Annotated in this window: 26 protein-coding genes; 3 read left to right on the top strand and 23 right to left on the bottom strand. The window is 33.8% G+C overall.

Annotation, left to right across the window (positions count from 1 at the left end):
- Nucleotides 1-7: 7 nt before the first annotated feature.
- From sdaAB to pgsB, 12 genes are all read right to left on the bottom strand, one after another.
- Nucleotides 8-688, bottom strand: a complete 681-nt coding sequence (gene sdaAB, locus HMPREF2580_RS01585; RefSeq protein WP_002444284.1) for an L-serine ammonia-lyase, iron-sulfur-dependent subunit beta — start codon at nt 686-688, stop codon at nt 8-10.
- 2 nt (nt 689-690) lie between these two features.
- A complete protein-coding gene (locus HMPREF2580_RS01580; protein WP_037541661.1) occupies nt 691-1,734 on the bottom strand; it encodes a PTS sugar transporter subunit IIC in 1,044 nt (347 codons plus the stop codon).
- Nucleotides 1,735-2,285: 551 nt separating this feature from the next.
- Nucleotides 2,286-3,092, bottom strand: coding sequence for a hypothetical protein (locus HMPREF2580_RS01575; RefSeq protein WP_070830164.1), 807 nt, complete (start codon nt 3,090-3,092; stop codon nt 2,286-2,288).
- 274 nt (nt 3,093-3,366) lie between these two features.
- Entirely contained in the window at nt 3,367-4,854 is a 1,488-nt protein-coding gene (xylB, locus tag HMPREF2580_RS01570) for a xylulokinase (protein ID WP_070830163.1), read from the bottom strand.
- 343 nt (nt 4,855-5,197) lie between these two features.
- Complete coding sequence (rbsK, locus tag HMPREF2580_RS01565; protein WP_070830162.1) at nt 5,198-6,121, bottom strand: ribokinase; 924 nt, start codon at nt 6,119-6,121, stop codon at nt 5,198-5,200.
- A gap of 51 nt (nt 6,122-6,172) precedes the next feature.
- Nucleotides 6,173-6,577: a D-ribose pyranase gene (rbsD, locus tag HMPREF2580_RS01560; protein ID WP_070830161.1), complete on the bottom strand. Its 405-nt coding sequence runs from the start codon at nt 6,575-6,577 to the stop codon at nt 6,173-6,175.
- Between the two features lie 21 nt (nt 6,578-6,598).
- On the bottom strand, nt 6,599-7,480 hold the full coding sequence (gene rbsU, locus HMPREF2580_RS01555) for a ribose/proton symporter RbsU (RefSeq protein ID WP_070830160.1): 882 nt from the start codon (nt 7,478-7,480) through the stop codon (nt 6,599-6,601).
- Nucleotides 7,481-7,757: 277 nt separating this feature from the next.
- Nucleotides 7,758-9,362 (bottom strand): gamma-glutamyltransferase, encoded by a 1,605-nt coding sequence (locus HMPREF2580_RS01550; protein WP_002444292.1) that lies wholly within the window; start codon nt 9,360-9,362, stop codon nt 7,758-7,760.
- A gap of 2 nt (nt 9,363-9,364) precedes the next feature.
- A complete protein-coding gene (locus tag HMPREF2580_RS12150) occupies nt 9,365-9,526 on the bottom strand; it encodes a hypothetical protein (RefSeq protein WP_002444294.1) in 162 nt (53 codons plus the stop codon).
- Nucleotides 9,516-10,589: a CapA family protein gene (locus tag HMPREF2580_RS01545; RefSeq protein WP_002444296.1), complete on the bottom strand. Its 1,074-nt coding sequence runs from the start codon at nt 10,587-10,589 to the stop codon at nt 9,516-9,518. Before HMPREF2580_RS01545 ends, HMPREF2580_RS12150 begins: the two co-directional genes overlap by 11 nt.
- A gap of 23 nt (nt 10,590-10,612) precedes the next feature.
- The gene (gene pgsC / locus HMPREF2580_RS01540; RefSeq protein ID WP_002444299.1) at nt 10,613-11,065 is read right to left on the bottom strand and encodes a poly-gamma-glutamate biosynthesis protein PgsC; all 453 of its coding nucleotides are present in this window, start codon (nt 11,063-11,065) and stop codon (nt 10,613-10,615) included.
- 1 nt (nt 11,066) lies between these two features.
- A complete protein-coding gene (gene pgsB / locus HMPREF2580_RS01535; protein ID WP_070830159.1) occupies nt 11,067-12,224 on the bottom strand; it encodes a poly-gamma-glutamate synthase PgsB in 1,158 nt (385 codons plus the stop codon).
- A gap of 466 nt (nt 12,225-12,690) precedes the next feature.
- On the opposite strand from pgsB, the gene HMPREF2580_RS01530 reads away from it, so the two are divergent.
- On the top strand, nt 12,691-13,008 hold the full coding sequence (locus tag HMPREF2580_RS01530) for a hypothetical protein (RefSeq protein WP_070830158.1): 318 nt from the start codon (nt 12,691-12,693) through the stop codon (nt 13,006-13,008).
- A gap of 20 nt (nt 13,009-13,028) precedes the next feature.
- Here the strand turns inward: HMPREF2580_RS01530 and HMPREF2580_RS01525 are convergent, their stop codons facing one another.
- On the bottom strand, nt 13,029-13,898 hold the full coding sequence (locus HMPREF2580_RS01525) for an AraC family transcriptional regulator (RefSeq protein ID WP_070830157.1): 870 nt from the start codon (nt 13,896-13,898) through the stop codon (nt 13,029-13,031).
- A 19-nt stretch (nt 13,899-13,917) separates the two neighbouring features.
- On the opposite strand from HMPREF2580_RS01525, the gene HMPREF2580_RS01520 reads away from it, so the two are divergent.
- Nucleotides 13,918-14,922 (top strand): DMT family transporter, encoded by a 1,005-nt coding sequence (locus HMPREF2580_RS01520; protein ID WP_371106726.1) that lies wholly within the window; start codon nt 13,918-13,920, stop codon nt 14,920-14,922.
- An 88-nt stretch (nt 14,923-15,010) separates the two neighbouring features.
- On the opposite strand, the gene HMPREF2580_RS01515 is transcribed toward HMPREF2580_RS01520, so the two are convergent.
- The 4 genes from HMPREF2580_RS01515 to HMPREF2580_RS01500 form a co-directional block, all read right to left on the bottom strand.
- Complete coding sequence (locus HMPREF2580_RS01515) at nt 15,011-15,988, bottom strand: alpha/beta hydrolase fold domain-containing protein (RefSeq protein ID WP_070830155.1); 978 nt, start codon at nt 15,986-15,988, stop codon at nt 15,011-15,013.
- A gap of 92 nt (nt 15,989-16,080) precedes the next feature.
- The gene (locus HMPREF2580_RS01510; RefSeq protein ID WP_037541670.1) at nt 16,081-16,929 is read right to left on the bottom strand and encodes a YitT family protein; all 849 of its coding nucleotides are present in this window, start codon (nt 16,927-16,929) and stop codon (nt 16,081-16,083) included.
- Between the two features lie 252 nt (nt 16,930-17,181).
- Entirely contained in the window at nt 17,182-17,508 is a 327-nt protein-coding gene (locus HMPREF2580_RS01505; RefSeq protein WP_070830154.1) for a thioredoxin family protein, read from the bottom strand.
- A 69-nt stretch (nt 17,509-17,577) separates the two neighbouring features.
- Nucleotides 17,578-17,988: an acyl-CoA thioesterase gene (locus HMPREF2580_RS01500; protein ID WP_070830153.1), complete on the bottom strand. Its 411-nt coding sequence runs from the start codon at nt 17,986-17,988 to the stop codon at nt 17,578-17,580.
- Nucleotides 17,989-18,176: 188 nt separating this feature from the next.
- On the opposite strand from HMPREF2580_RS01500, the gene HMPREF2580_RS01495 reads away from it, so the two are divergent.
- A complete protein-coding gene (locus HMPREF2580_RS01495; RefSeq protein WP_070830152.1) occupies nt 18,177-19,232 on the top strand; it encodes a zinc-dependent alcohol dehydrogenase family protein in 1,056 nt (351 codons plus the stop codon).
- 113 nt (nt 19,233-19,345) lie between these two features.
- On the opposite strand, the gene HMPREF2580_RS01490 is transcribed toward HMPREF2580_RS01495, so the two are convergent.
- The 6 genes from HMPREF2580_RS01490 to HMPREF2580_RS01465 all read right to left on the bottom strand — a co-directional run bounded on the left by HMPREF2580_RS01490 (nt 19,346) and on the right by HMPREF2580_RS01465 (nt 26,585).
- Nucleotides 19,346-20,104, bottom strand: coding sequence for a CPBP family intramembrane glutamic endopeptidase (locus HMPREF2580_RS01490; protein ID WP_070830151.1), 759 nt, complete (start codon nt 20,102-20,104; stop codon nt 19,346-19,348).
- Nucleotides 20,105-20,333: 229 nt separating this feature from the next.
- Nucleotides 20,334-22,358: a glucose-specific PTS transporter subunit IIBC gene (gene ptsG, locus HMPREF2580_RS01485; RefSeq protein ID WP_070830150.1), complete on the bottom strand. Its 2,025-nt coding sequence runs from the start codon at nt 22,356-22,358 to the stop codon at nt 20,334-20,336.
- 258 nt (nt 22,359-22,616) lie between these two features.
- Nucleotides 22,617-24,356, bottom strand: a complete 1,740-nt coding sequence (locus HMPREF2580_RS01480) for a pyruvate oxidase (RefSeq protein WP_002444321.1) — start codon at nt 24,354-24,356, stop codon at nt 22,617-22,619.
- A gap of 46 nt (nt 24,357-24,402) precedes the next feature.
- Entirely contained in the window at nt 24,403-25,092 is a 690-nt protein-coding gene (locus HMPREF2580_RS01475) for an LrgB family protein (RefSeq protein ID WP_002444324.1), read from the bottom strand.
- The gene (locus HMPREF2580_RS01470) at nt 25,089-25,481 is read right to left on the bottom strand and encodes a CidA/LrgA family protein (protein ID WP_037541672.1); all 393 of its coding nucleotides are present in this window, start codon (nt 25,479-25,481) and stop codon (nt 25,089-25,091) included. Before HMPREF2580_RS01470 ends, HMPREF2580_RS01475 begins: the two co-directional genes overlap by 4 nt.
- Nucleotides 25,482-25,703: 222 nt before the next feature.
- The gene (locus HMPREF2580_RS01465; protein ID WP_070830149.1) at nt 25,704-26,585 is read right to left on the bottom strand and encodes a cidABC operon transcriptional activator CidR; all 882 of its coding nucleotides are present in this window, start codon (nt 26,583-26,585) and stop codon (nt 25,704-25,706) included.
- Between the last annotated feature and the right edge of the window lie 91 nt (nt 26,586-26,676).

Here is a 26,676-nt window from a genome sequence, read left to right as displayed (position 1 = left end):
TCCCCCTCTAATTGATATAGGAAACGTTTAAGTCACTGTATTTATCTCTAATTTTATTTAATGTTGATTCTGAGATTGCTTTGTTTAAAGGTAATACGACTAAACAATTATTGTCGCTCGTTTTGACTGTTTCATCACCAAAATCAACTTCCATATCTGTAATATCATTAATTAGGTGATTGACTTGTGCTTTATCTATTTCGCCATCGATTTCTAGCATTGGAAGCCCGTTATTAATTTCCACTTCTAAACCATTCACATTAATACCTTTGAGTTTGATTGTACCACCGCCAATTGAAATACCAATGACTTCAATATGACGACCATCCTTAGTGTCAGCTTTAATATAAGCACAGTTAGGATGTTGCCCAATACTTTCCCCGTCTTCTTCGATAATATCTACATCTATATGATCTTCTTTAGCAATATCTAAAGCTGATTTAATTCGATTATCAAATGTGCTATAGCCCATAGCACCACCTACTACAGCAACGTCTGTTCCATGTCCTTGATGCGTTTTAGCAAATGATTCATAATAATGAATTTCTAAGCTTTTAGGCACATCTCCTAAAACAGCTCGTGCTGAGTTACCTATCTTTACTGCACCAGCAGTATGCGAACTTGATGGTCCCATCATAACTGGTCCAATAATGTCAAAAGCGCTTTGGTAATCATAGCTTTTAGCCATTATTAAACACTCTCCTTAACTCGATTCTTTTTCCCTGGCAATTTAAAACTAATATTCATTAAATCAAATTTCTTGATAAGTGAACTTAGAACAAATGCAAGTACTACACTTACTATACCCACTGCAACAATTGTTATAACTGAAGTTACTGCATTATTAAATCCAAATAATACAATCGCACCTGCGATAGGCGTTGCCATACCTTTTACGTTAATAACTAAGCCGCTAAATGTAACGATACAAGCATTTACAACTCCGATAATTGCATTTGAACCGAAGAGTTGTAATGGATAACGTGCAATTAAATCTATTTGAGTTAATGGTTCAATAAATACTGCGAATGCATTTGTTTTCTTACCAATGTGTAGTCTGCTGAATAAAACTGCGTTAGCAAATGAAGCACCTGTACATGTTAAGGCACCGATTGCCATTGGTATACCTGTTAAACCTAATAAACTTGTTAAAACCATTGAACTTAATGGTGTCATACCTGTAACTGGGATAACTAGTCCTAATATAACTGCTAATGCGTATGGATTGTCATTACCTACAGAAGAAATAGCTGAACCAATTTGTTTAAGAACAGCGATGACTCCTGGTGAAATCAGATTTGCTAAACCAAATGTAATTGCTGGAGCCAATAAAATAACAACAATTAAATCTAGTCCTTCTGGAACTTTCTTCTCAATGAATTTAATTCCAAAAGCAACAATATATGCAGCTATGAATGCTGGTAATAATTTCTGATCATGTAATACTAAACCAACGATAACAGCAAATACTGGAGATACGCGTAAGTTTAAACATGTTAGAATACCTACTGCAATTCCGCTTAAACTTCCTGCTAAATCACCAATTTCTTGAAAAAATTTAATATGAAATACGCCACCAATAGCGTAACTTAAAAACGCTTGTGGTAAATATGTTGCACAAGCTGCCCCTGATAAAGCTTGTAAACCTTGTTTACCGTATGGCGCAAAATTTAAGAACAATGTCATAATTATAAGTACAAGTACTAGAGTCCCTACTCCTAGGATTATATTCATTTCCCCAAAACCTTCTTTCTGTTTTTTTAGGCCATAGCTATCGTACACCCTTAAGAAAGCGATTTCAATAATTTTTGTATAATAATTTAGTCCATATTGTGAAATTATTCACTAATTGCAATTATTATCACTTTAAAAAGTTTAAAATAGAATATATTTTGTTATTTGATTCTATTTAATACATTTTACACCATAACCCAAATAAATGTAAACGCTTTATTTAATTATCCCCTCAAATTTCAAAACATATTAATTATGTCTTATTACAATGTATAAAGTAACTAGTATACAACATTTAGGCGACTTTATTATTTTAACGCTTCAACTCTATTTATGTAACAAATTGCTCACAATTTTTAAGGGCTTCTTGCAAATTTCTTGTGCAATACGCCCTTAAATATGAATGTTTATTTTAAATATAACTTTTTACATCAATATTCATTGAATAAAAAGCAGAATTTTATCTTAATTTCTCTCTTACCTATCACATTATAAATATTTTTGACCATTTGGAGGCCCCCTAACCCGATAACTACACATTACAATAACCTTTATTTATATTTTTTAGATAGTTTCTCAGCTAAAGTGTGGTTCCTTTGACTTAGAGAATACTCCAGTCTAGTAAGTGTCTCAGGCAATTGAAATATTAATAATAACAATTTACTCATCCTCGATAATAGTTCTTTAGAAGAAACGACAGATAGTGACTCTATTTGTTCAATAAAAGGAGCATGTCTACAATGTGCACTAATAAATATTTGTAAAGGAAATATCACTTTACTATTTTTATGAAGGTTAAAAAATGCTTTAATGATATGGTTTGAATATTTAATTTCTAAAATATTTTCATAGAGTGAGAATTTTAAGTCACATCTTTTCATTTCAGAGAGTAGCTTTTGTAGTACATATAAAAAGACAGGAGTACTTTCGTTATTTTGTGGTATATTCATTTCTTTTACCAATGTATCTTGATCAAGGGGGAATGGTAATTTTAGTGGTCGTTTCGTTTCTTTTATATTTAATTTTGTCATTCTTGAATAGGCGTTTATCATCTCATGCATTTGATGAGAGGGATAAAATTGAAGAAAATTCAACCTCTCCTCTTCATTCATTTTTAGCGTTTCATCTTTAATTTTGATAAAAATCTCTTCATTTTTCTTGTTAAGATCTTGAGTATGAGTCAGGGGATAGTGTCCGAATTGTATTGCTTTTTGAAGTTGATTTGAAGTAGGAAGTGAAATATCGTGTCGCTCAATTGTTAATAATAAATCAGGATATTCGAGTTCATTCATATATGCAAATGTTCTTGGTGACATGCGATATAAAGACTCACATAATTCTCGTTTTGAAATTAACATTTAATCATCCTCTCGGTGTCTTATTATCGTGCTGCTATATTATTTTCAAAATTATATTTTTATTAAACTTTTTAATTTATTTAATGTCAACGTTCATTTTCAAGGAAATATTTATTCTCTTAAGTCACATCAACAAAAAATCATTTTTGGTCTATTAACTTTTTAAAAGTCTATTTTCTACACAATTTTAATCAACGGTTTTCCAGATTTAGCAATCACATAAATCAAAAATTAAAAAACCATCGAATCCTCAAATCCGATGGTTTCCACCCTTTTATTTAGAAATTTTTAATAAATCCTCTGTTAAGTGCTTAGTTTGGTGATAAATTCGTTGATAGATATCATGATATTTTTTATATTGCTGATGCTTTTCTTTATTAGGTTTAAATATTTCTTCAACTTTAATAAAGGATGCCACACATGCTTCTATACTCTCATACCATCCCAATCCATATGCTGCTAACATCGCGGCGCCCATACTTGGTCCTTCTTCATGTTTCAATTTCTTAACTTCCATATTGAAAATATCGGCTTGCAGTTGTAACCAAAACTTACTTTTAGCGCCTCCTCCAATAGATGTAATCGAGTTAATCTCATGTCCCGCTTCTCGCATTAATTTAATAGAGTCATATAATGAATATGTAATGCCTTCAACTACTGCACGCGCAAAATCGGCTTTAGTATGTTGTCCACTAATTCCTATAAAACTCCCTCTAATTTGCGAATCACCATGTGGTGTCCGCTCACCTGCTAAATATGGCGCAAATAATAGACCATTGGCACCTAGTTTTGCTGTTTCTGCATTTTTTAAAATTGTTTCGAATGAATCATTTTCAAAGAAGGTCTTCTTTAACCAATTTAAACTATAGCCAGCAGCTAATGTGACACCCATCGCATAATACGTATCTGGAATACTATGATTGAAGAAATGAAGGTTATGATCATAAGCAGTGATATGATTATATTCGACATTTAACACTACGCCAGATGTTCCAACACTACATAAAGCTTCCTTATCATTAATGACTCCAGCACCTATCGCACCACAAGCATTATCGCCCCCACCTGCATAAACTGCAACATCACTCTCAAATCCAAATTCTTTCGCAAGCGATGATTTTATATATCCAACACATTCGTGTGAATGAACTAATGGTGGATAGATATCATGAATGTTAAATCGTGCGCCAACCTCTTTCGTCCATTGATTCGTTTGTGGGTTTAATAGTAATGTACTCGCAGCGTCACTGTATTCCATATGTATTTGATCAGTAAGACAATATCTTAAGTAATCTTTAGGTAACATAAATACATTCACTTGTTCCCAAATATCAGGTTCGTGCTTTTGAACCCACAACATTTTAGGTAACGTAAACCCTTCTAAAATAGGATTATAGTTGAGTCGTTCTCCGTATATTTCTTTAATTTGGCGACATTGTTCTGAGTTTCTAGTATCATTCCACAAGATTGCTCTTCGTAATGGCTTGCCTTGTTTATTCAATATGATTAAGCCATGCATTTGTCCTGAAAAAGAAAGACCTTTAACTATCTTATCCTTTAACATTTGGGAGTTTGTTATACGTTGGATGCCACGTTTCGTGGACTCGAACCAATCGTCAGGATTTTGTTCGCTATATCCAGGTTGGTCTTGGAATAATTCTAATGGCTCGCTGACTGTATCTAATACCTCTCCTTGATGATTAACTGCAATAATTTTAATTGCGCTTGTTCCTAAATCAATGCCTAATACAACTTCTTCCATCTTTTGTTCACCTTCTCATTCAAGCAATTATGTATACGCGATTTCTTTATATCTCTATCATAAACGCTCTGTCATAGTATGAAAACGTTATATTAAAAAAGTAGGCACTTTTGTACCTACTTCAGATTTTTAAATAATTCTTTTAAAAATAAACCTTCGTTTACATACTTCGTATTGCTTAGCTCCCTTGCCGCGGGCATGGCTTGAGCCTGTAGTCTCAAGACACATGCTATTCCTGCAGGCGTGTCGCTATCAATACTCCGTTAAACAAGAGCGACTACTTAATTAACAAAGATTTTCTAACTGTATGCTTCTTTAAATTTTCTTTTTCGACAATCTTATATTACTGATATTGAGCTGTTACTTCTTTGTAGGTTGGGATTGATGCTTGTGCGCCTTTGCGTTGAACAGTAAGAGAAGATGCCTGGTTAGCAAATCGAATCGCATCTTCAAGGTTGCTCAAATCCGTTTCCAATCGACTCACAAAAGCACCAATAAATGTATCTCCTGCTGCAGTCGTATCAATGGCTTTAACTTTATATGCCGGAACAATGTGAGATTCATGTTGCGTAGCAAAGTACGTACCTTGTTCACCTAGCGTTATAAGTACTGTTGAAATACCGCACTCAAAGAAGTAATCTACCGTTTGTTGCATATCGGCTTCATTTTTTATAGAAATTCCAGATAATCGTTCTGCTTCAGTTTCGTTCGGGATAATGATGTCAGTGAGTGAAAGTAGTGTTTCTGGCAAATCAATTGCAGGCGCAGGATTAAGTATCGTTGTTACACCATGTGCTTTAGCTATATTGAACGCTTGTTCAATAGCCTCAATAGGAATTTCTAATTGAGCAACAACAAAATCTGCTTCTCTAATTGCTTGCTCACCATGATTGACATCTTCAGCATTTAAAGTCATGTTCGCTCCACCATAAACCAGAATTGTATTCTGTCCTTCATCAGTCACAGTTATAAATGCTTGTCCTGTTTCTTCATTTTCAGAAGTTAAGATGTAGTCAGTATTGATAGAAGCTTCTTTAAAATCATCGATGATAAAATCTGCGTTTCCTTCTTTACCCACTTTCGTTATAAATGTCGTCTCTGCTTCCAATCGACCAGCAGCAATAGCTTGGTTCGCACCTTTGCCTCCACCAAACTCTTGTTGCGCTTGATCGATATGTAACGTTTCTCCCGGTTTAGGAAAACGTTCGACATTAATAAATTTATCGACATTTGTAGATCCTACGATTACCACTTTATTCTTACTCATTCGAATGGCACCTTCTTTATATATATTATGATTTTTAAATTTTTGAATACTTTAAAACGTTACGTTAGATTCCAGTATAATATTTGAAAAAGGTGTCGTTTCACCTGTTCGTATATTTCCTTTATTCAAAGGCGATTGTAGCATTTCTTTCATTTTAGAATGCGGTATAAATTCAATGATTACATGTTCATTGATTAACTGCTTAATTGCTTTTAATTGTTTCGAATTATGCGTCTTTATCTCTTCAGCTAAATATATTTTTTGAATTTCTACTTCAGTTAGCACATTTTCTAACACATCAATGAAACGAGGCAAACCTTTCGTGACAGCTATGTCTATACGCTTATCATCGTTTGGTATGGGCATACCTGCATCATTAATTGTTAATAAATCATAATGACCTAACGTTGAAATTGCTTGTGAAATATGACTATTTAATACTTCTGTCTTTTTCATAAATATCAATCCTTCACTATATTATTTAATAAATACTGTCACAGATGCTGCGATAAGTATTAAGACTAACCCGACAATGGTAATCATCAATTCTTTTGGCGTTTTCTTCTGATTTAAAAAGAAAATTCCAGTTAATGTAGCTAAAACTACAGATGTTTGTGAAAGTACGAAGCCAGTAGCAAGACCATTCATATTGGGTTGAGCTGAAATTAAATATGTTAAAGCTGCAAATGCAAAGAAGAAACCAGAGATAATCTGTTTCCAACTTACCGCTTCTTTAAAGGCATTGCCTTTTTGCATATTCATCAATGCATATATTACAGCGACAAGTACCATTCCAATGGCTTGTGGTAAAAATGCTTTTAGCCCACCAATATCAGTTGCTTGTGGTGCAGCTGAATAAACCCAGTAACCAATTTCTCCAATCAGTAATAAAATCACTGCTCTTCTAAGATTCTGACTATATTCTTGTTCACTTTTTTCAGTCCAAACCGTCATTCGTGCACCAATTAAAATGACAATCAGTGCAACAAAACCTACCACTTTATTCGCTACGCCGGGCCAATTTCCTAATGCGAAAACGCCCCATAACGAAGCACCTAATAATTGAAAAGCAGTTGTGATTGGCATTGCTCTAGAAGAACCTACTAACTCGAATGCTTTAAATGTAATGATTTGTCCAAATGCCCATCCTGCACCTGAAATAATTGAAAATACGAGCGCCATTCCTCCAGGTATGCCAATACCTTTTACTAAGGCTAATACAATAGCAAAAATGAGCGTACCCACTGTCGCCCCGAAGATTTGGTTAACTGGACGTCCACCAAATTTAGAGGCAATTGTTGGGAACAGCCCCCAACCTAATAATGGTCCTAATCCTATTAATAACGCTATGAAATCCATAAGCCACCTCTTAGTCATCAAATTTATGTATGTAAAACTTTTACTCAATCATCATACTATTTCTATATTTGCCTGTACACGCTTACAAAAGATGTCATAAAAAATTCGCAGATGATTTAAAAATTTGTTTATAAAAGGCTATTTAAGCTTGCAATCAGAAATAAGTCACTTTAAAATTAGATGTTTTTATCAGAGAATTTCATTTCATAAAAAATACACCTTCAAAGTGAATTCAGTTTCAACTTTAAAGGTGTATTTCGATACATTATATTCAATTTTAACGGTTACCTACGTCAGAACCTACATCAACCGTTTTTTTGTTCTTATCGTACACCGCACCTTGGACACTACCAAAGTTAGGGTCATTACGTTTTTCTTCAACACCATAGCCGAGACTCTTGAAGATATTAATATCTTCATCGCTCATAGCATTTTCATAGAAGATTGTTCCACCATCATTATAAAATCGTGGTTTATCAATCGATTCTTGAAGTGTACCATTACCATTTAAATAATCCACAATTGTTTCGTCTAATATTGTTGGGATTTTGTTACCACCTGGAGTACCAATACCCATGTAGAAATTAGGTCCTACTACAATTGAAGGTGAAATAAATGATCTTGGTGCTTTATGTGGCTCCCCATAGTTAGGGCTAGATGAATCTTTAGAGAAGTCTCCTAATGAGTTATTCATATAGAATCCTTCTTTCATGAAATCACCTGAACCAAAGTAACTTGAGAGCGTATTTGTTGTACTTGCTAACTTGCCGTTTTTATCGATAACAACAAAGTGAGTCGTACTTGTATTATCAGTTCTAATTTGGTTGAAATCACTACTATTCTCAGTATTACCGCCTACATTAACTTTATTTAATTGGCCTAGTAGATATTCATCAGAAAGACTTTCTTCATTACTTGCCTCTGAACCGTTTACGATATCACGGTTTTGATACATCAAGTCACGTGATTTAATCATAGCAGTGATAAAATTCGTACGGTCTGCATTATTTTGGTTTTCTTTTTCATCTACTTTAAGACCTTGTAATGTTAATGTACCACCTAATGGATTAGAGGCTGAGTAAACTTTGTTATTTTTATATGTAGTGCTAACGGGTTCTTTAGATTCTGTTTTAAAGGTCGTAAAATCTTTTTCAGTCAATTCATTTTTCAACTGTTTAGATACACTTTTACCGACATCTTCATAGAAATAATCTGGACCTTTATCACGAATTTTCTTCAAGGTGTCAGCAAGCTTATCTTGTTTGACAACGTCACCTTCACGAACCGTTTTACTGCCTTTGAAGAAAGGAGAATTACGGTCAATTTTAGATCCATAAATTTTCAAACTACGTTCTAATTCTGAATCTACTTCGAATCCATCTTCTGCTAGAGGAATAACATAGTCGAAGATTTTCTTCTCGTCCATCTTACCTTCTTTTTCATGCATATCATGCATTCCTCTTACAAATCCTGGCGTACCAATTTTGTCACCTTGCTTGAAATTATATGAAGACATTGTTTTGTATTCATATAGTTTAGGCACTTCACCATCTTTACCGTTATATGATAGCGTTGCACCCCCACCACCTAAACCAGAGGAATGGGGTTCAGTGACAGCAAGCGCATACGCAACACCTTCAGCCGCGTCAATGGCATTACCGCCATCTTCAATAATTTTATTACCTACTTTAGTGGCAATAGCGTTATTAGAGGCAACACCATATTTCTTTTGGTTACCAGATTGTTTATGGTTCGCTATTTTATTTTCATACAACGTGTCTTTATCCACTTTCTTTTCAGTCGTAATGAAATAAAAGAGGAATGAAATCACAATCGTTATAACTAAAATGACGCTTAAGGTCACTTTATTATATATATTCATATTTAGCTTGCCCCTTTTGAAAGATATTGCTGTTCTCCAGTTTTTAATTCATCTTGCTCGTATTTATCTAAACCTTCATTTGCTTTGGCAAATGTCACTAATAAAAAGATGACAATGACTAAAACGACAACAACGATTGGCAACCAATGTTTTTTAATATTCAAAAGTATAACCTCCACTATTATCAGATTTTAAGTTAATTGATTTATCTTTGATATTGTTATGGAAACGAATATGATCCATCTTGTTCATATCATCTTTAGAGATTCTACCGTCTTTAGACTGTATTGGAGTGATATGGAATTTGTTATTTTTTCCGTTCCAATCTTGTTGTACAATCATACCTTTTTGATTTTTAGATAAGAAGTCATCTGAAGTTGTATTACCTAAGCTGTAGAAGATAGGTGTTTTCTTGTATTTTTCCACCTTTTGAACTACTGAATTATGACCGATAATGACATCCGCACCTGCATCAGATAATGCGTGTGCATATTGTCTTTGTCTATCCGTCACGTTACGTTCATTAGGAATTCCCCAATCAACATTCACAACGACATAATCATTATTCTCTTTCAATTTTTTAATCAATGGATAAAAAATTTCAGGATCTAAACTAATTGATGTCGTGTTTTTTAAAGGTTTCGTATAATTAGATTCAATATCAGTAAATGATACATTTGCAATTTTCTTACCTTTAATCTCTTGTTGAACGGTTTTACTATTGATTGGGTTTGAACCATTACCTGTTAAGAAGTTATAACCTGCTTGAGATTCTACTCGTCTCATCAACTCTGTCGCTTGAATATTATCAATGGATTGGTTGATGAGATTCACACTCTTGATATTTTGCTTACGTAAGAACATGATGTTTTCTAAGTTTTTATTAAGTTCTTCTTTTTGATCTTTTGAAAATTCATTAACCAATAAAGAAGCAGTAGAAAAATCACTATTCTTCAAAGTGTCTTGAATACCTGAGAAAACTTCATTGAGATTATTTTGACGAATGTGTTTATTTAACGTAATGTTACCTAAATATGTAATTCGAATACTATTGCCACTTTTAGCATCACTTTTAACAGGATTGACATGTATTGCTTTTATAGCAAATACCAATAAAACTAAAGCTATTAAAAGGACAATCGCCGTGTAAAGCGTGTTTCTTCTTTTATGTCGTTTCGACTGTTTAAGTAACCACTCACTGGGCGATAATCGTTTTTTCTTTTTCATTATTACGCGCTCCTTGTTCGTGATTAGTTGATAAAGCTATATAAGAATAAGATGACATAAGTAATACATGTTAATAACATCGTTGATGATAATGTGATTACGACACCTTGTTTTTGAATTGTATTTGCAATGATACCTGGGATGACAACACCAATACCTGATACTTCTACCATTTCAAATGGTGTCAAAGGATAAAGGAGGTCAAATATAAATTTCAGTACCATACCTGTCAAAATCATGGCAGCGAATTTTCTTCTACCATATAAAATCACCCATTGACTAATACCGTTATTAACAATAAAGAATGTTAAACAACTAATAATTAATACCGATAATAACATTATGGGCTGATCAAAAATTAAAGCTAAATAACCAGGAACAACAAGTCCTGCCGGGTTAATCCCGAATTTCTCAGCAAAAATTAAACTGAGAACTACACCTACGAATAAGGAGAAATATAACTCTGAACCTATCATTTTATTCTATCCCTTCTATGAATTCCGCTATTCTTCCACCCGGGCCGTGGATATTTCCGACACAAAAGACAAGTGCATTTTCAGATTCATGCATAATTCCTTTTTCAATTTCTGAGAATTCTTGCCCTTCGTAATTTAAATATTTCTTTTCTGGCATTTTTTGCATAAGGTTTGAAACCAATTGCGTACTTTTACCAGTACAAATTAATACATCATAATCAACATCTTCTAAGAAATTCTCAACAAATAATTGTGTTCTATCAATTCTATCCGAACGACAATTAAGAATAATGATTTTCTTATTGTATGGATAATTATATGATTCCACTTTGTTCAAAATTGCCTTTGTAGATTTGGGTTCGTTTGCTGCAAAAGCATTAACAAATACATTTTTTGTGTTATTTGCATGGAAATATTTAATACGCACCGCGCCTGGATCCGCTGGGGCATTTAACATACCTTGAAGTGCTGTCTCGTGATCGATACCAACAGCTTCTGCAATACCTAAGACAATGGCAACATTATCAGGGAAGACTAAGTAGTCAAATTTTCTTAAGTATGATTCAGGTATTTCATCTTTATCTACAACGATTAATTCCGAATTCCGCTTTTTAGCTTCTTTCGCAAAGAAATCAGTATATTCATCTTTCATTACAACTAATTTACCGTTGTAAGGAATAGTTGCAGTAAAGGCTTGAGCCACATCTTGAAGTGTAGGACCTAGTACGTCCATATGGTCCTCCATAACATTTACGATGACGCCAATATTCGCCTTTACCAAGTCTTTTTGGAACGTTATTTGGTAGTCAGGGTTTACAGCCATACACTCATTAACAAGTGCGTTTGCTTTTTGCTTAACAACCTTACGAATAATATCACGCTGTTCACCGATATTAGCACCTTGAGGTTTTCTAATTACATCGTATTCTTTCTGTGTGAACCAGTACATCATTCTTGCATCTGTTCCTGTCGTTTTACCAATTACTCTGTAATGGTCTTCTCGAAGGATACTGTAAGCCATTCGAGTAATTGTTGATTTCCCACGAATACCATTGATATTAATTCGTATAGGAATTTTATTAAGTCGATTCGCATGACGTCTTTTCTCTTTTATACCGAGCCATAGAATCAACAGGACACACACTATAATGAGAATCAATCCATCTTACCTCGCTTTTCTGTGTAATATTAAATTGTTAATGGAAATGATAAACAACTGATTTTAAATTAATTAACTCACAATCTTTACAAAAATTTAAAACGTTTCCATCAAGTTAAAGTCTAAAGAAAAATTTAATCAAAAGTCAATATAATATATATAATTCATCTAAATTTGTTACAAATTTTTTATTCTCTAACTAATAGTAGACTATCATGTAGGTATTGACTCAGTTTTAACTCCTTTAATGCAAGATTAAGATAATGTAAAGAAATGTAAATTTTTATGCATGTTTTCTATGGTTTTTGCTTATTAAATATTAATTTTCGTATTTAAATTGTACAAATCTTAAATTTTCATCATTATTTTTTGTAAAGTAATAAGAACTTTACTTTGAATTTACATTAGATTAAAGATTAGATGTTAAATTGAATATGAAAGTTACTACGACCTTAGGAGGATATGGATGGATAAACCAGTAAAACTCGCTGTTGGCATCTATCTTGCAATCATTTTAGTCATTTGTAGTTGTTATCTTGCTTTTATACTAATCGGTAGTTTACAAGGTAAAGATATGAGTAACTCTGTGTTAGATAGTGATCACTCTCGTATCAACAACACATCTAGAAATAGTGATGAAGACGTAAGTTCAACATCAAGTAGCTCAGATTCATCTCATTCACATTCATTCACGAATACTAATTACCAAATGGTAGATTCAAATAAATCTCAAACAAATAATCAGACTCAAAAAAATGCGAATTCAAGTTATCAGGTATATTGATAACTGAATTCGCATATTTATTAGTGTAATAATTGGAATTGTTTAGGTGTCACGTGATACTTTTCTTTAAAGACTTGTATAAAATAACTTGTAGTTGAAAAACCACAACCCATAGCAACTTCAGTGACATTGTTAGAAGTAAGCGTGAGTTGCTTTGCGGCCTTTTCCAAACGATAGTGGAGTAAATATTGGAAAGGCGTGAGACCTACATATTTTTTAAACAACTTAATCGTTTCAGAATTGCTGATTTTCGATATTTCACTTAAGTCACGCATACCTATTTTATATTCATAGTGCTCTTGAATATAATTAATGCAGTCTTTGACTCTTGGGTCGAAGAAATAATCATTAATACTCTGGTCTCGATCAATGAGTGTGATCAGTTGTTTTAAACATAAATAATACTCACTTAAAATATTGAGTTGATAGTGCGCTCCCCTCTCTTCAAATAATCCCCCCACGTGTTTAATCTTTTCAATTAAAATTCTCTCATCTTGAATTTCTGTAGTTAATTTCATAAAAGGATGGAAGTCTATTTGATTTATAATTTCATTTACATATTTAAAGTTGACGTAATCAGTTGCATCGGGCAAACCAATATTCCAACAATAAAATGACGCATCCTCTTCTTTATCTTCGATTTCATGTACGATATTCGTATTGATAAATAATCCTTCATTCTCCTTCAATATCACGTTTTGCCCAGCAATTTTGATATTGATTTTTCCGTGAGTTACCACCGTCAATTGCAAATCATTATGCCAATGTAACGGTATATAACCTAAAATCGTTTGATTAAGTTTTGTATGTAAGATTACATGTTGCCATAATACATCTGGATATTGAATGACTTCTTCTAAATTGTCTTTCAACTTAATATTTATTGTCATGGTTAACAACCTCAATATATTGATACTTTTCATCGAAATAGATATATATATTTTATTATATACCATATATGATGTGATTAATCATCTATTTGGAGGTGACAATTTGCTAAGTCACACGGAATCTAGAATAAAAGGTATTTGCTTTGCAGTAATAGGCGCAAGTTTATGGGGCTTAGGCGGCACTGTTTCCGACTATTTATTTAAATATGAAGGCATTCAAATAGACTGGTACGTGACTGCGCGCTTAATCATCAGCGGGTTATTTTTATTAATGATATTTAAGATTATGAATCCTAAACAGTCTGTATTTATTATTTTTAAGCACCTCTCCCATGTAGTGACTCTACTTATTTATAGCTTATTTGGGATGTTAATTGTTCAATATGCTTATATGTCTTCAATCAATACTGGTAACGCAGCTGTTGCCACACTACTTCAATATATTGCGCCTGTTTATATCATATTGTGGTTTGTATTAAGAGGAAAAGAGCGGTTAAAAATATTTGATATCGTGGCAATGATTTTAACACTTTTTGGTACTTTCTTACTGCTAACGAATGGTTCTGTATCGAAGTTAGTCGTTGCACCTTCAAGTTTATTTTGGGGTATTTTAGCTGGACTTGCTTTAGCATTTTATACTATTTATGCGAATCAATTATTGAATAAATATGCATCTATTCTCATTGTCGGATGGGCAATGATTATTTCTGGCCTTGTGATGAATCTACGTCATCCCATTTGGCACGCTCATTTTTCACAATGGCATAGTTCTACTATCACATTTTTAATTTTTGGTATTATTGGAGGCACTGCATTAGCGTTTTATCTTTTTATTGATAGTTTGAAATACCTTTCAGCGAAAGAAACGACATTGTTTGGAACAATCGAACCTGTCGTAGCCGTTCTCGCCAGTAGTCTTTGGCTAAACGTCACATTTAAACCCCTACAAATTTTAGGAATGCTATTGATTATGTTACTCATTCTCATCCTTTCTTTGAAAAAGCAACCTGAAGGTACATACTGAGCCACATACACATTTATAGTCCGTCATAATTAAATATGTAAAAGCTCACAAGAAACATATTCAAATGTCTATTGTGAGCTTTTCTTTATCATTTGTTTTTATTTATAATACTTTTCAGTTGTTCTAAGAAACGTTGGCGTTCAGGTATTGGGAATATCGGATAAATATGAAACAGATTATACCCTTGAATAAACTCATGACTAATACCTTTTTCATTCAACATATGAGAAAGTTTTACTGCATCAGGGTACAACGTTTCTTTCGTACCAATTGCAATTGTAATATGCCCTAAACCGTCTAAATCTCCATTGATTGGAGAGATTTTATAATCATCTAGCGACGTGTTACCAGCCCATAACTCTACTAAATATTTACTTCCTTCTATACCTAACATTGGGTCTTCTTTTTCATATTTTTGAGCTTCAGGATTGCTAAATGTCGCATCTAATACCGGTGAAATTAATACAATATGACTAGGTTGTGGCATGTTATCTTTTTTAAGTTTCTGAGCAAAGGCCAACGCAATTTGACCACCTGCTGAATCTCCCATGATTGTCATTTGGTTTGGATCATCTACTTTATTAAGTAAATGAGGATAAAGTTTGTTTAATAATTCAAATGTTGTACGATAATCTCTATGCGGAACCTTTGGATAAATAGGCATAACAACCTTGGCATCTAACGTGTCTGCCAATAAATCTATATATTCAAAGTGAGAATCTAAAGGATCTTGAAACCATGCCCCACCATGAATGTACAGAATCGTGCGTTGATCACGATTGCCTTTGTCATTGATGATATAAACTAATGAACCGTAATAGTCCTTAATTTGGACTTTATGTCTAAATTCATAATCTGTTCCATTATACTTTCCAGCCGTTTCATGTTTGGTTTCCTCTAAAGCAGCTTTGGCATCTTCAACATTTTCAAATGTTTTCTTCATTCCTGACATACGTATCATTTTTTCCTGTAAAAAGCTCTTATAGCTTCTTTTTTCTTTTACTCTTGCGAATAAAATTGTGCCCATAATCGTAGAACCTATAATAGTAACTAATTTTTTAAACATGGGCTTTCTACCTCCTCGTTTTCTATTTAATTTAATTTTAAATCAAAAATAGAAAAACGTTGAGCAATTGGCTTCATCTTAAATCTGTTTGACTATTTAAGATTGATAAAGCCATTACCTAATACATCACGTACATCGTGGATCACGAGAAAGGCACTCTCATCATAAGAATTGACGATTTTTTTCACTGTACCAATTTGACTTTGAGAGACCACCGCATATAGGACATCTGTATTATTTTGTTGATAAGCGCCTTTACCACTAAGCAATGTGGCGCCTCTTCCAGTTGCTTGGAAAATGTCAGAGCTAATTTCTCTATTGTATTTTGAAATCACGGTTACAGCCTTTTTAGGATTGAAACCTTCAACTACAAATGCCATTGCTTTTTCCACTATGAAAAGCATAACAATCGTATAGAGTACATTTGTAACAGGCAACACAAGAAGGAAAGATAACACAACTAAAGCATCTAGTATCAATAATGCTTGAGAGGTTTTAACTTCAGAATATTTACTGATAATTCTAGCGATGACAGAAGTACCGCCTAATGTGCTTTGTGCAGCAATCACTAGACCTGAACCAATTCCTATAAGTAGACCGGCGAATACAGAATTAATAAAGTTTTCATGAATACCTAGTCCAAAATGTTCTGTTAAATCAAGAAAGATAGAACTTGCTGTAATCGTTATTGCTGTATAAATAGCTGTTGTACGACTTAAAAATTTCCAACCCACAACAATGAGTATGGCATTAATGATGAATGAACTAAGCGCAGGTGAAATTCCTAATGTATAGTTCAAAATAAGTGAAAGTCCGATAGCGCCACCCTCACCTAAATTACCAGGAATAACAAACATATTAACGCCAAGCGCTATAATAAGCGTACCGAGTAAACAGAATATAATATTTTTCAAGTGTTCTTGACGACGTTTTTTCTCCATTTGAGCCTCCTCCATGTCAACTAAGATTTTATTTGTTTGATTTTTCTTTTTCTTGAAAAGTCACACGTATTTAATAGTAACACGAAGTATTTGACTGCCCAATCAATTAGGGTTGAGAGCAGCTTCATATAAGCGCACTTTCACTTCACACATCTACTACCAACACGTCAAACAAGGCTGAGATAAACAATAATATCCCAGCCTCGTGATATAAGAAGTGAAGTCTACTCTTATGACTCCCTATACTTATTTTTATTCAATTGCGTCGTACATTAATTGAAGTTGATATTCAAAGGTTTGCATATCAATAAAACGACCTTGTCTATGCATCTCTTTACCATTCATAAAAATCAAGTCAACAGGAACTGTGAAAATAGAAAGTTCCCCTGCAATATCTTGAACTTGCGATTGGTTAATAACCCCTAGTTTTGCATGCGGATATTCATTTAACAAATCTTGAATTTGAGGGAGTACTGCATGGCAAACACTACAATGCTCTCTCATGACATGAATGACCACAAGAGGATACGTTTGAACCAGTTGATGAAATTCTTCTATGCTTTGTATGTTTTGAACCATGGTAAACACCTTCAATCCTATAAATTTATTAACTATAGTAGTACGAGTTACTTTTATCTCTTACTGAATTTATTCGCTTTTTAGAATATCTTGAAATACTTGTGGCATTTTTGTAATTTTTTGTTGCTCAAGATGATAGAATCCACCCATTTGAGATCCTACGCAATGAATTTTGTCCCCAGACGAAATTTCAAATTTAAAGACCCATTTCAATTTACTCGCTTGCACTAACCAACAACGACCGATGGGACGATCATGTATCGTAACAGGCACTTTATACTCTATTTCAGTCTTCATCAATATTGGAGAGATGTGATTTTTCAACATCTCTGAATAATTCATATGTTGATTGATAAATACTGTTCGTAAATCTTCAAACCATCTTACATACACAATGTTGCTTACAATCCCCATTGCATCAATATCATAATTATTCACTTCTATTTCTTTCTCAGCTACTAATTTACCTTCTTCACTCATGATGATTACTCCTTATCTATATATTCACTTATATTTTAAATGTTTAGATATTTATTTTCATTAAAAGTGCTAACGAAATGTTTATGACATCATTCGAAGAAGCTTTGTCATAAAAATATCTTAACTTTATTCATTTATATCATGGTATAATTATTGTGAAATAATTCACAATAATAGGAGGTTTTAATATGAAAGCGTATAACTATGTTAAACCTGGCGTTGCGGAACTCATCGATAAAGAGAAGCCTGAAATTAAAGAGAGCACTGACGCTATTATTAGAATGGTAAAGACAACCATTTGCGGAACAGACTTACACATTATTAAAGGTGATACGCCTGAAGTGACTGCAAATACAACCTTAGGTCATGAAGGTATCGGTATTGTTGAATCAGTAGGTAGTAATGTAAATAACTTTAAGGTTGGAGACAAAGTTATCGTCTCTGCAGTTTCATCTTGTGGTAAATGTTATTACTGTAAAAAAGGGATTTACGCACATTGTGAAAATGATGGTGGCTGGATTTTAGGACATTTAATCAATGGTACCCAAGCTGAATATGTTAAAGTTCCTTTTGCAGATAATTCTTTATATCACGCACCCGCTTCTTTACCTGACGAAGCACTCGTCATGTTATCAGATATTCTACCAACTGGATATGAAATTGGCGTGTTAAAAGGTAAAGTAAAACCTGGTAGCACTGTCGCTATCGTCGGCGCTGGTCCAGTCGGATTGGCCACTTTATTAACTGCTCAATTCTTCTCTCCTTCTAAAATTATTATGATTGATTTGGATGATAATCGTTTAGAAACAGCTCAATCACTAGGTGCAACACACGTTGTTAATTCCAAAAATGCTGAAGAAGCTATTCAAAAGGTAAAAGAACTCAACCCTCGTGGCGTGGATGTCGCTATTGAAGCTGTAGGTATTCCACAAACATTTGATTTATGTCAAAAACTTATAGGTGTAGATGGAACAATTGCTAATGTCGGCGTTCATGGTCTACCAGTTCAATTCGATATTGATAAACTTTGGATTAAAAATATCAATGTCACAACAGGTTTAGTTTCAGGTAATACGACTGAAGAATTATTAGAAGCTTTAAAAAGTAAGATTATTCAACCTGAACAACTCGTCACACATTATAGTAAGTTAAGTGACATTGAAAATGCATATGATTTATTCAGAAATGCTACAGATCACAAAGCAATTAAATTATTAATTGAAAATGACATTACCCCAGCATAAGGCGAATTCTTTTTTACAACATTAAAAATAAGCATTTAATTCTTACTCAATCATTTTGTTAAAGATGACCAAGTTTGAATTAAATGCTTTTTATTTAGTTAAAATTTTCAATGTTACTTAAAGTAGAAGTATAAGTAACCAATAAAAACAGGAATTGTTGTCAGAGAGTTATTTAGCATATGTACCATCATACTATCCTTCAAATTTCGCCTTCTATTATAAGTAATATAGAGGGCACATCCCATTAAAAAATATAATCCGTAAGAGAATATATTTGAGGATAGATGTTGTGAACTGAAGACCATTGATGAAATGATTAAAGGCAACCAGAAGCGACTTTTCATAAATAAAGTTTCTTTGAAAATCCCTCTAAACACAAGTTCTTCAAGATAAGGTCCTATGAAACAAATACATAATACTGTTACAAGTACAATAGTAGGATGAGGTAAATGACTTTTATCTACAAGAGAGCTAAGACTTTCATCTATTGTTTTTTCATTCTCTGTGTTTGTATCACCTGTAAAATAGAGCATTAAAAGATTAGCACTAATACTACACATAATCACTAGGAGAAAGAAACCTAAATTAATTAAAATGTCTCTTGCTCTCATTTTATAGTGTTGATATTCATATGTACGATGTAAATAATATGACCGCACACCCCATACAATAAGTAACGCTATCCCTAGAGTAAGCATACTTATGGCAATCGTATACCAATCATTTAGACGCAATGATAAGGGAAGTGCTACTAGAGATATGCCTACTGGTATTTGTATAGCAATTGACATGACAAAGATGATTAAGACATTGAGGATTTTATTACCTTTGTGCCTTTCATTCGACTTTTTGTCTAACTTGGAATCAATCATGCCCCATATCCACCCTTCAACTTGTTATGACATACATGTGACTTATACCTCTACATTGCTATTTATCAACGCTTATGTCAATAAAGATGTAAAAAAACAAGCTAAGACCTCAGTACTCAGCTTGTTTTTCCAAATTGACAGTACACTTATATTAAGTACTTCCAATCCTAGCCATCTTTCCAACGGGCTTACAACACGGGTCTATCCCACTTCCAATTAGCTATTATTATTAAATTGTCATAATGACCTTTCCAGGATCAACGTCTTTAACATCTTCAACATTTAAAGTACGCGCTCCTAGATTTGTAATAATCACTGGTGTAATGATACTTGGAACATTTTCTTTCAAGTAAGCTAGGTCAATCTTCATTAGTGGTTGACCTTGTGTCACTGTTTCATCGGCATGGACTAGACTTTCAAAACCTTTGCCATTTAATTTTACAGTATCAATACCAATATGAATCAATACTTCCACGCCTGAATCTGATTCTAGACCAATTGCATGTTTCGTAGGGAAAACGGTTTTCACTGTACCATCGAAAGGGGCGACGATTTCACCCTTTTCCGGAATAAATCCTACACCATCACCCATCATCTTTTCAGAGAACACCTTATCAGGAACCTCAGAAAGTGGAATGATGTGACCATGGCCAGGCGCAAAGAGTTCTGTTTCACTCACATCTTCGACATGAACAGGTTCATCAGAAACATCTTCAGTCACTGTTGTTTCACTAGGTTTAGTAATTTCACCACTCATAATTTTAGCCATGTCATGTTTAATCTGATCTGATTTAGGTCCGAAAATGGCTTGCATATTATTACCAACTTCTAGAACACCTGAAGCACCTAAAGCTTTTAGGCCTTGTACATCTACTTTAGATTTATCTTCTACTTCAACTCTTAAACGCGTGATACAAGCGTCTAAATGTTTAATATTCTCTTTGCCACCCATAGCTTCTAAAACGTCAAATGGAAGTTCACTTGTTGAGGTACTCTTGGTAGCAGTTTGTTTATCTTCACGGCCAGGGGTCTTAAAGTTAAATTTAGTGATAAGGAATCTAAATACAAAATAGTAAATGACTGCATAAACTAAACCGACTGGAATGACTAACCACCAAGACGTTTTATTAGGTAAGACGCCTAGTAATACATAATCAATAAATCCTCCTGAGAAAGTATAACCTAAATGAACATCTAATAAATATAGAGTTAAGAATGCTAAACCATCAAGTACAGCATGTATAAAGAATAACAATGGCGCAACGAATAAGAATGAGAATTCTAAAGGCTCTGTAATCCCTGTTAAGAATGAAGTTAATGCTGCTGAACCCATTAAACCGGCAACTATCTTTTTATTTTCTGGCTTCGCTGTGTGATAAATCGCTAATGCTGCTGCAGGTAAACCAAACATCATAACTGGGAACTCACCTTGCATGAATTTACCAGATGTTAAGTGTGCACCTTCACGAATTTGTTCTATAAAGATACGTTGATCCCCTCTGATAATGTCTCCTGCTGCATTTTTCCAAGAACCGAATTCAAACCAGAACGGCGCATGGAAGATATGATGCAATCCAAAAGGAATAAGTAATCTCTTAATAAAACCAAATAAAAATACCGCTAAACCTGTATTAGAATCGAGCAATCCTTCACTAAATGAATTTAGGCCCGTTTGGATATAAGGCCAAATGATTGCCATTGGAAAAGCTAATATAAATGAAGTCGTAGCCATCATAATTGGTACAAAGCGTTTACCTGCAAAGAAACCTAAATATGATGGTAATGAAATATTGTAAAACTTATTGTAACACCAAGCGGCGAGCGCCCCAACGATGATACCGCCAAACACACCTGTTTGTAATGTTGGTATACCGAGTACATTGGCATAACCTTTAGAAGGATCACCAAGTTGCTCAGATGTAATATGTAAGAATGCTCCCATTGTCTTATTCATAATGATAAATCCTACAAACGCTGCTATAGCTGCTACACCATCACCGCTCGCAAGACCAATGGCTACACCTAGTGCGAATATGATTGGTAGATTATCAAAAATAATTCCACCAGCACCTGTCATCATCGTAGCAATCTGTTGGACAATGCCATTCTTTATGAATGGTAAATAGTGTTGAAGTGAATCGCCTTGTAAAGCTGTACCTATTGCTAAAAGTAAACCGGCAGCAGGTAGAATCGCAACTGGAAGCATTAATGCTTTACCAATACGTTGTAACTGCCCAAATAACTTTTTAAACATGTTAAACATTCCTCTCTATCTATAGTAAAAGCGTACATTGGCACAAAAAAAGACATGAACAAACAAGACCATCACTTTCTAGATATCTAGAAAAATGGCAACTCTCATTTGCTCATGCCTGCATGACCAGTAACACGCAATGTTTACTATTTATTTACAATTAGTATACACACTTGATTAAGCGTTTACAAGACAATTCTTTATTTTTTCAAATAAAAAGAACCCGACGCATAAGTCGAGTTCTTTAAGAAGTAACTATTATAAGAAACGTTTAGCTGCTACAGAGATTGGTGGGATTTGATCGAAGTCTAAGTTTTTATCTTCAGTGATTGATCTGTAAGCCCATCTACCGTAACCAAGTGCTTCTTCGTTAACGATTTTACCTGGTAATGGCGCAGCGTTAGGATCAACGTGAACGTCAACGATAGTTGGAACGTCTTGAGCCATAGCTTCTTCTACGATATCGTCTAGACGGCTAGCGTCTCTAACAACATAACCTTTACCACCAGCAGCTTCAGCGAATTTAGCGTGATCCATATCAGAGAAATCAATCGCATATTCTAATTCACCAGCAGCTTGTTGTTCATATTTAATGAATGATAATTGTTTATTGTTTAATACGAAAATTGTCATTGGTAAATCATATTGAACTGCAGTTGCGAAGTCTTGCATTACCATTTGGAATGCACCGTCACCAGCAATAGCTACAGCTTGACGATTAGGGTATGCAATTTTAGCTGCCATAGCACCTGGAAGACCGCAACCCATTGTACCTAACCAACTTGAGATGATGAATTTATTGTTTACTGATAAGTTTAGGTAACGTGTTGACCAAACTGTTGCAGTACCAACATCTGCTGAGATGATTGCATCGTCTTTTAAGTTAGCATTGATTGCTTTCATTAAGCGTTCTGGACGTAATGGTGATTTATTATTGTTTTTATCTTGTTCCATCCATTTATCCCAAACAGCTTTACGTTCTAATGTTTTATCTAAGAAAGCACGTTTAGCTACGTGTTTAATATTTTCAGTTAGTTGATGGAAAGCAACTTTACTGTCGCCTAAAATACCAACATTGATATTGAAACGGTGACCTAAATTAGCTTCGTTTGTATCAATTTGGATTGCTTTAATATTTTTCTTAGGTAGGTAATCTACGTAAGGGTAGTTTGTACCAGCCATGATTAATAAGTCAGCATCTTGAATTGTTTGATAAGATGTTTTTGTACCAATTTTACCTAAGTTACCAATGCTGTATGGATGGTCATCAGGTAAGATTGTTTTAGCTGGTAGTGTGTGAATTACTGGAATTTTTGCTGCTTCAACAAATTCACGTAATTCGTCTTTAGCATGTTGTGTACCAACACCAATAATCATTACTGGTTTTTTAGCTTTATCGATTAATTTCGCAGCTTTTTTGATGCTCTTGAATTTTGGTGATACAGGTTTTGGTTTAGTTGTATCAACCGCTCTGTTAGTTGTGTCTTTAATTTTTTGAGTTAATAAGTCATTTGGACAAATAACTACTGCTACACCTTTTTTCTCATATGCAGTGCGGATTGCTTCGTTAATGATTTCGAATACGTTGTCACCTTTTTGAATTTGGTGATTGTATACTGAAACATCTTCACATAATTTAGAAAGATTTGTTTCTTGGAATGCTTTAGTTCCTAATAAAGTACTGTTTGTTTGACCAGATAAAATTAATTGAGGAACGTTATCCATTTTAGCATCGTACATACCATTTAATAAGTGAACTAAACCAGGTCCACCGATACTTAATGCTACACCGATTTTACCTGTCATTTTAGTGTAACTAGCAGCTGCTAAGCTTGCTACTTCTTCGTGACGTACATGGTAGAATTTAAATTGATCTCTTACCGTACGTAAACTATCAACTACTGCGTCGATTGAGTCACCTGGAATACCATATAAATGGTCGATGTCCCAAGCTTGTAACGCTTTAACTAATGCTTCGTTTGCTTTAATTTTTGCCATTTTTACAAATAGCCTCCCTTTCTAATATATGAGTACATCTTTCCCTTTAGTAAAACATTAAAATCAGTATTGGTATTAAGACTGAGCTAATGACAGCCGTAAGAATCATACCAATAGAACTAAATGCTCCTGATTCTATATCTAATTCCAATGCCTTTGCTGTACCGAAGGCGTGAGAAGCATTCCCATATGTTAATCCTCTAGCTATAGAGGACTTAAAGCCTCCCATACGCAATAACATTGAACCTAAAATACTGCCGATTAAACCTGTAGTTATAATAAAGAGTACAGTCATCGTATCTGTGCCTCCCAATTCATGGGATACTTCGATACCAACTGCAGCAGTGATTGATCTTGGTAATAGGGTGACAATCGTGTCCTTAGAATAACCAAAGATTTTCAACGTTGTAAATACTAACACAAAATTGAGCAGTACACCAGTCAACACGCTTGCAAATATAACAGATATATATTGCTTTATTTTCTGTCTATTTTCGTATAACGGATAAGCAAGACAAACGACTGTAGCGTTTAAAACGTGGTTAATCCAATTACCACCTTTCATATACCCTTTATAACTCACTCCAAAAACCAATAATACAACTATTATCCCTATTGAAGCTATCAGTGCGGGATTTAGAAATGGATTTTTATATTTATCTTGAAGTCTCTTCGAACCATAGTACAAAACGACTGTTAATAATATCATGAGAACGGCTTGTAAGTAATCATTCATGACTGATCTGTCCCTTTTGTTATTTTGTCTTTTCCTACCATTTTTTCAGCGATGAAACCTGAAGATAAAGCGACTAAGCATGTGCCAATAATAATAACGATGAAGAACAATACGTAATTCAATGTAATATTAGAAGCAACATCCATAATCCCTACTACTGATGGGATAAAGAAAAATACCATTGTCTTGAGTAAGAAATTAGCCCCTACATCAATCCAACTTTCTGGAATAATCTTAAACTGTAAAAGAAAGAAGAACAATATTAAACCAACGATACTACCTGCAAGTGGGATGTGTAATAGTTTCTGCACTTCTGTACCTATAAAAGTAATGAGTAAGATGAGTGCAAGTTGAAGTATTAATTTAACCAAAAATCGAGCCCTCTCCATCGTCAACATCCCTTTCTATCAAATTGTGTCTAAATTGTTACTAACTTTTTTCAGTGTTACTATCTATTATAATGCTCGCGATTCTATAGTGAAAATATCTATTCAGAATGTTTTCTATTCCTCTAATCTATGAAACCGTTTGCACAATCCGATAAAAAAACTGTCGAATAATGATGTACACTATCGACAGTTTTTCTTAATCTCATAATGAAGTGATTCAATTTATTCTGTTAAGTTTTCCTTTAAAAATTCTATCCATTTATTTGTTGCATGACTTAAACGTTTATCTTTCTTCCACACAACGCCAAGTTCCCAATCTGTATTAGCATTTTCTAATTTAATCATTTTTACGTCATCATTAAGTAATTCAGAAATCGTTGCTGGTAAAATGGTAATACCTAATTTATTTATAATAAGATTTTCTATTACGTTCCATTGAGATATTTGAGACGCCATGTTGGGAACAAACCCAGCATTTTTAGCATTTTCAATAATTTTATCATTCAAATAAAAATCTTCATTAAATAATATATAATTTTCTTCTGCTAACTCTTCCATATTAATAGAAGATTTGTGTGCTAACGGATGTTCTCTGTGTAACACCACTCTTAAATCTTCTTTATTAAGTGAAATAGATTCGAATAAATGATGGTCAACTGGCAAAGTCGTAACACCGATATCAACTTCATCGTTTAAGATGAGGTGCTCTGTAGTTTTCCCTCCACTTTCAATGAGATTATATGTAATATTCGGATACAATTGGTGAAATTCCCCTAATATACCTATAAATTTACGCATACTCATGACTGCTGACATACTAATATTAATATGTCCTGATTCTAAACCATACATGCTATTAATCTCAGTAGGTAAATTATCATATAAGGCGATAATTTCCTTACATTTATTGAAGAAAATCTTTCCTGCATCTGTAAGGACTAAATTTCTCTTACTTCTATCGAATAAAGGGACAGCCATTTCCGCTTCAATATCTTTAATCGCTTTACTAATGGTAGGCTGTGCGATGTATAGTGATTTAGAAGCGTTTGTCATTCCACCTTGTTTGACGACTTCAACAAAGTACTTCATATGTTTAATATCCAAGCATATCCCCTCTTTTATAAAAATAAATATTAACTACAATTAATTATACAATAAGATTGACCTTTCTAGTGATTAAAAATTTTTTGAATAC

Origin of the sequence: Staphylococcus sp. HMSC036D05, from assembly GCF_001836225.1 — a bacterium.
GTDB classification, from domain to species: domain Bacteria; phylum Bacillota; class Bacilli; order Staphylococcales; family Staphylococcaceae; genus Staphylococcus; species Staphylococcus caprae.
The sequence above is the reverse complement of the archived record's forward strand: the minus strand, read 5'-3'. Positions and strand labels throughout refer to the sequence as shown.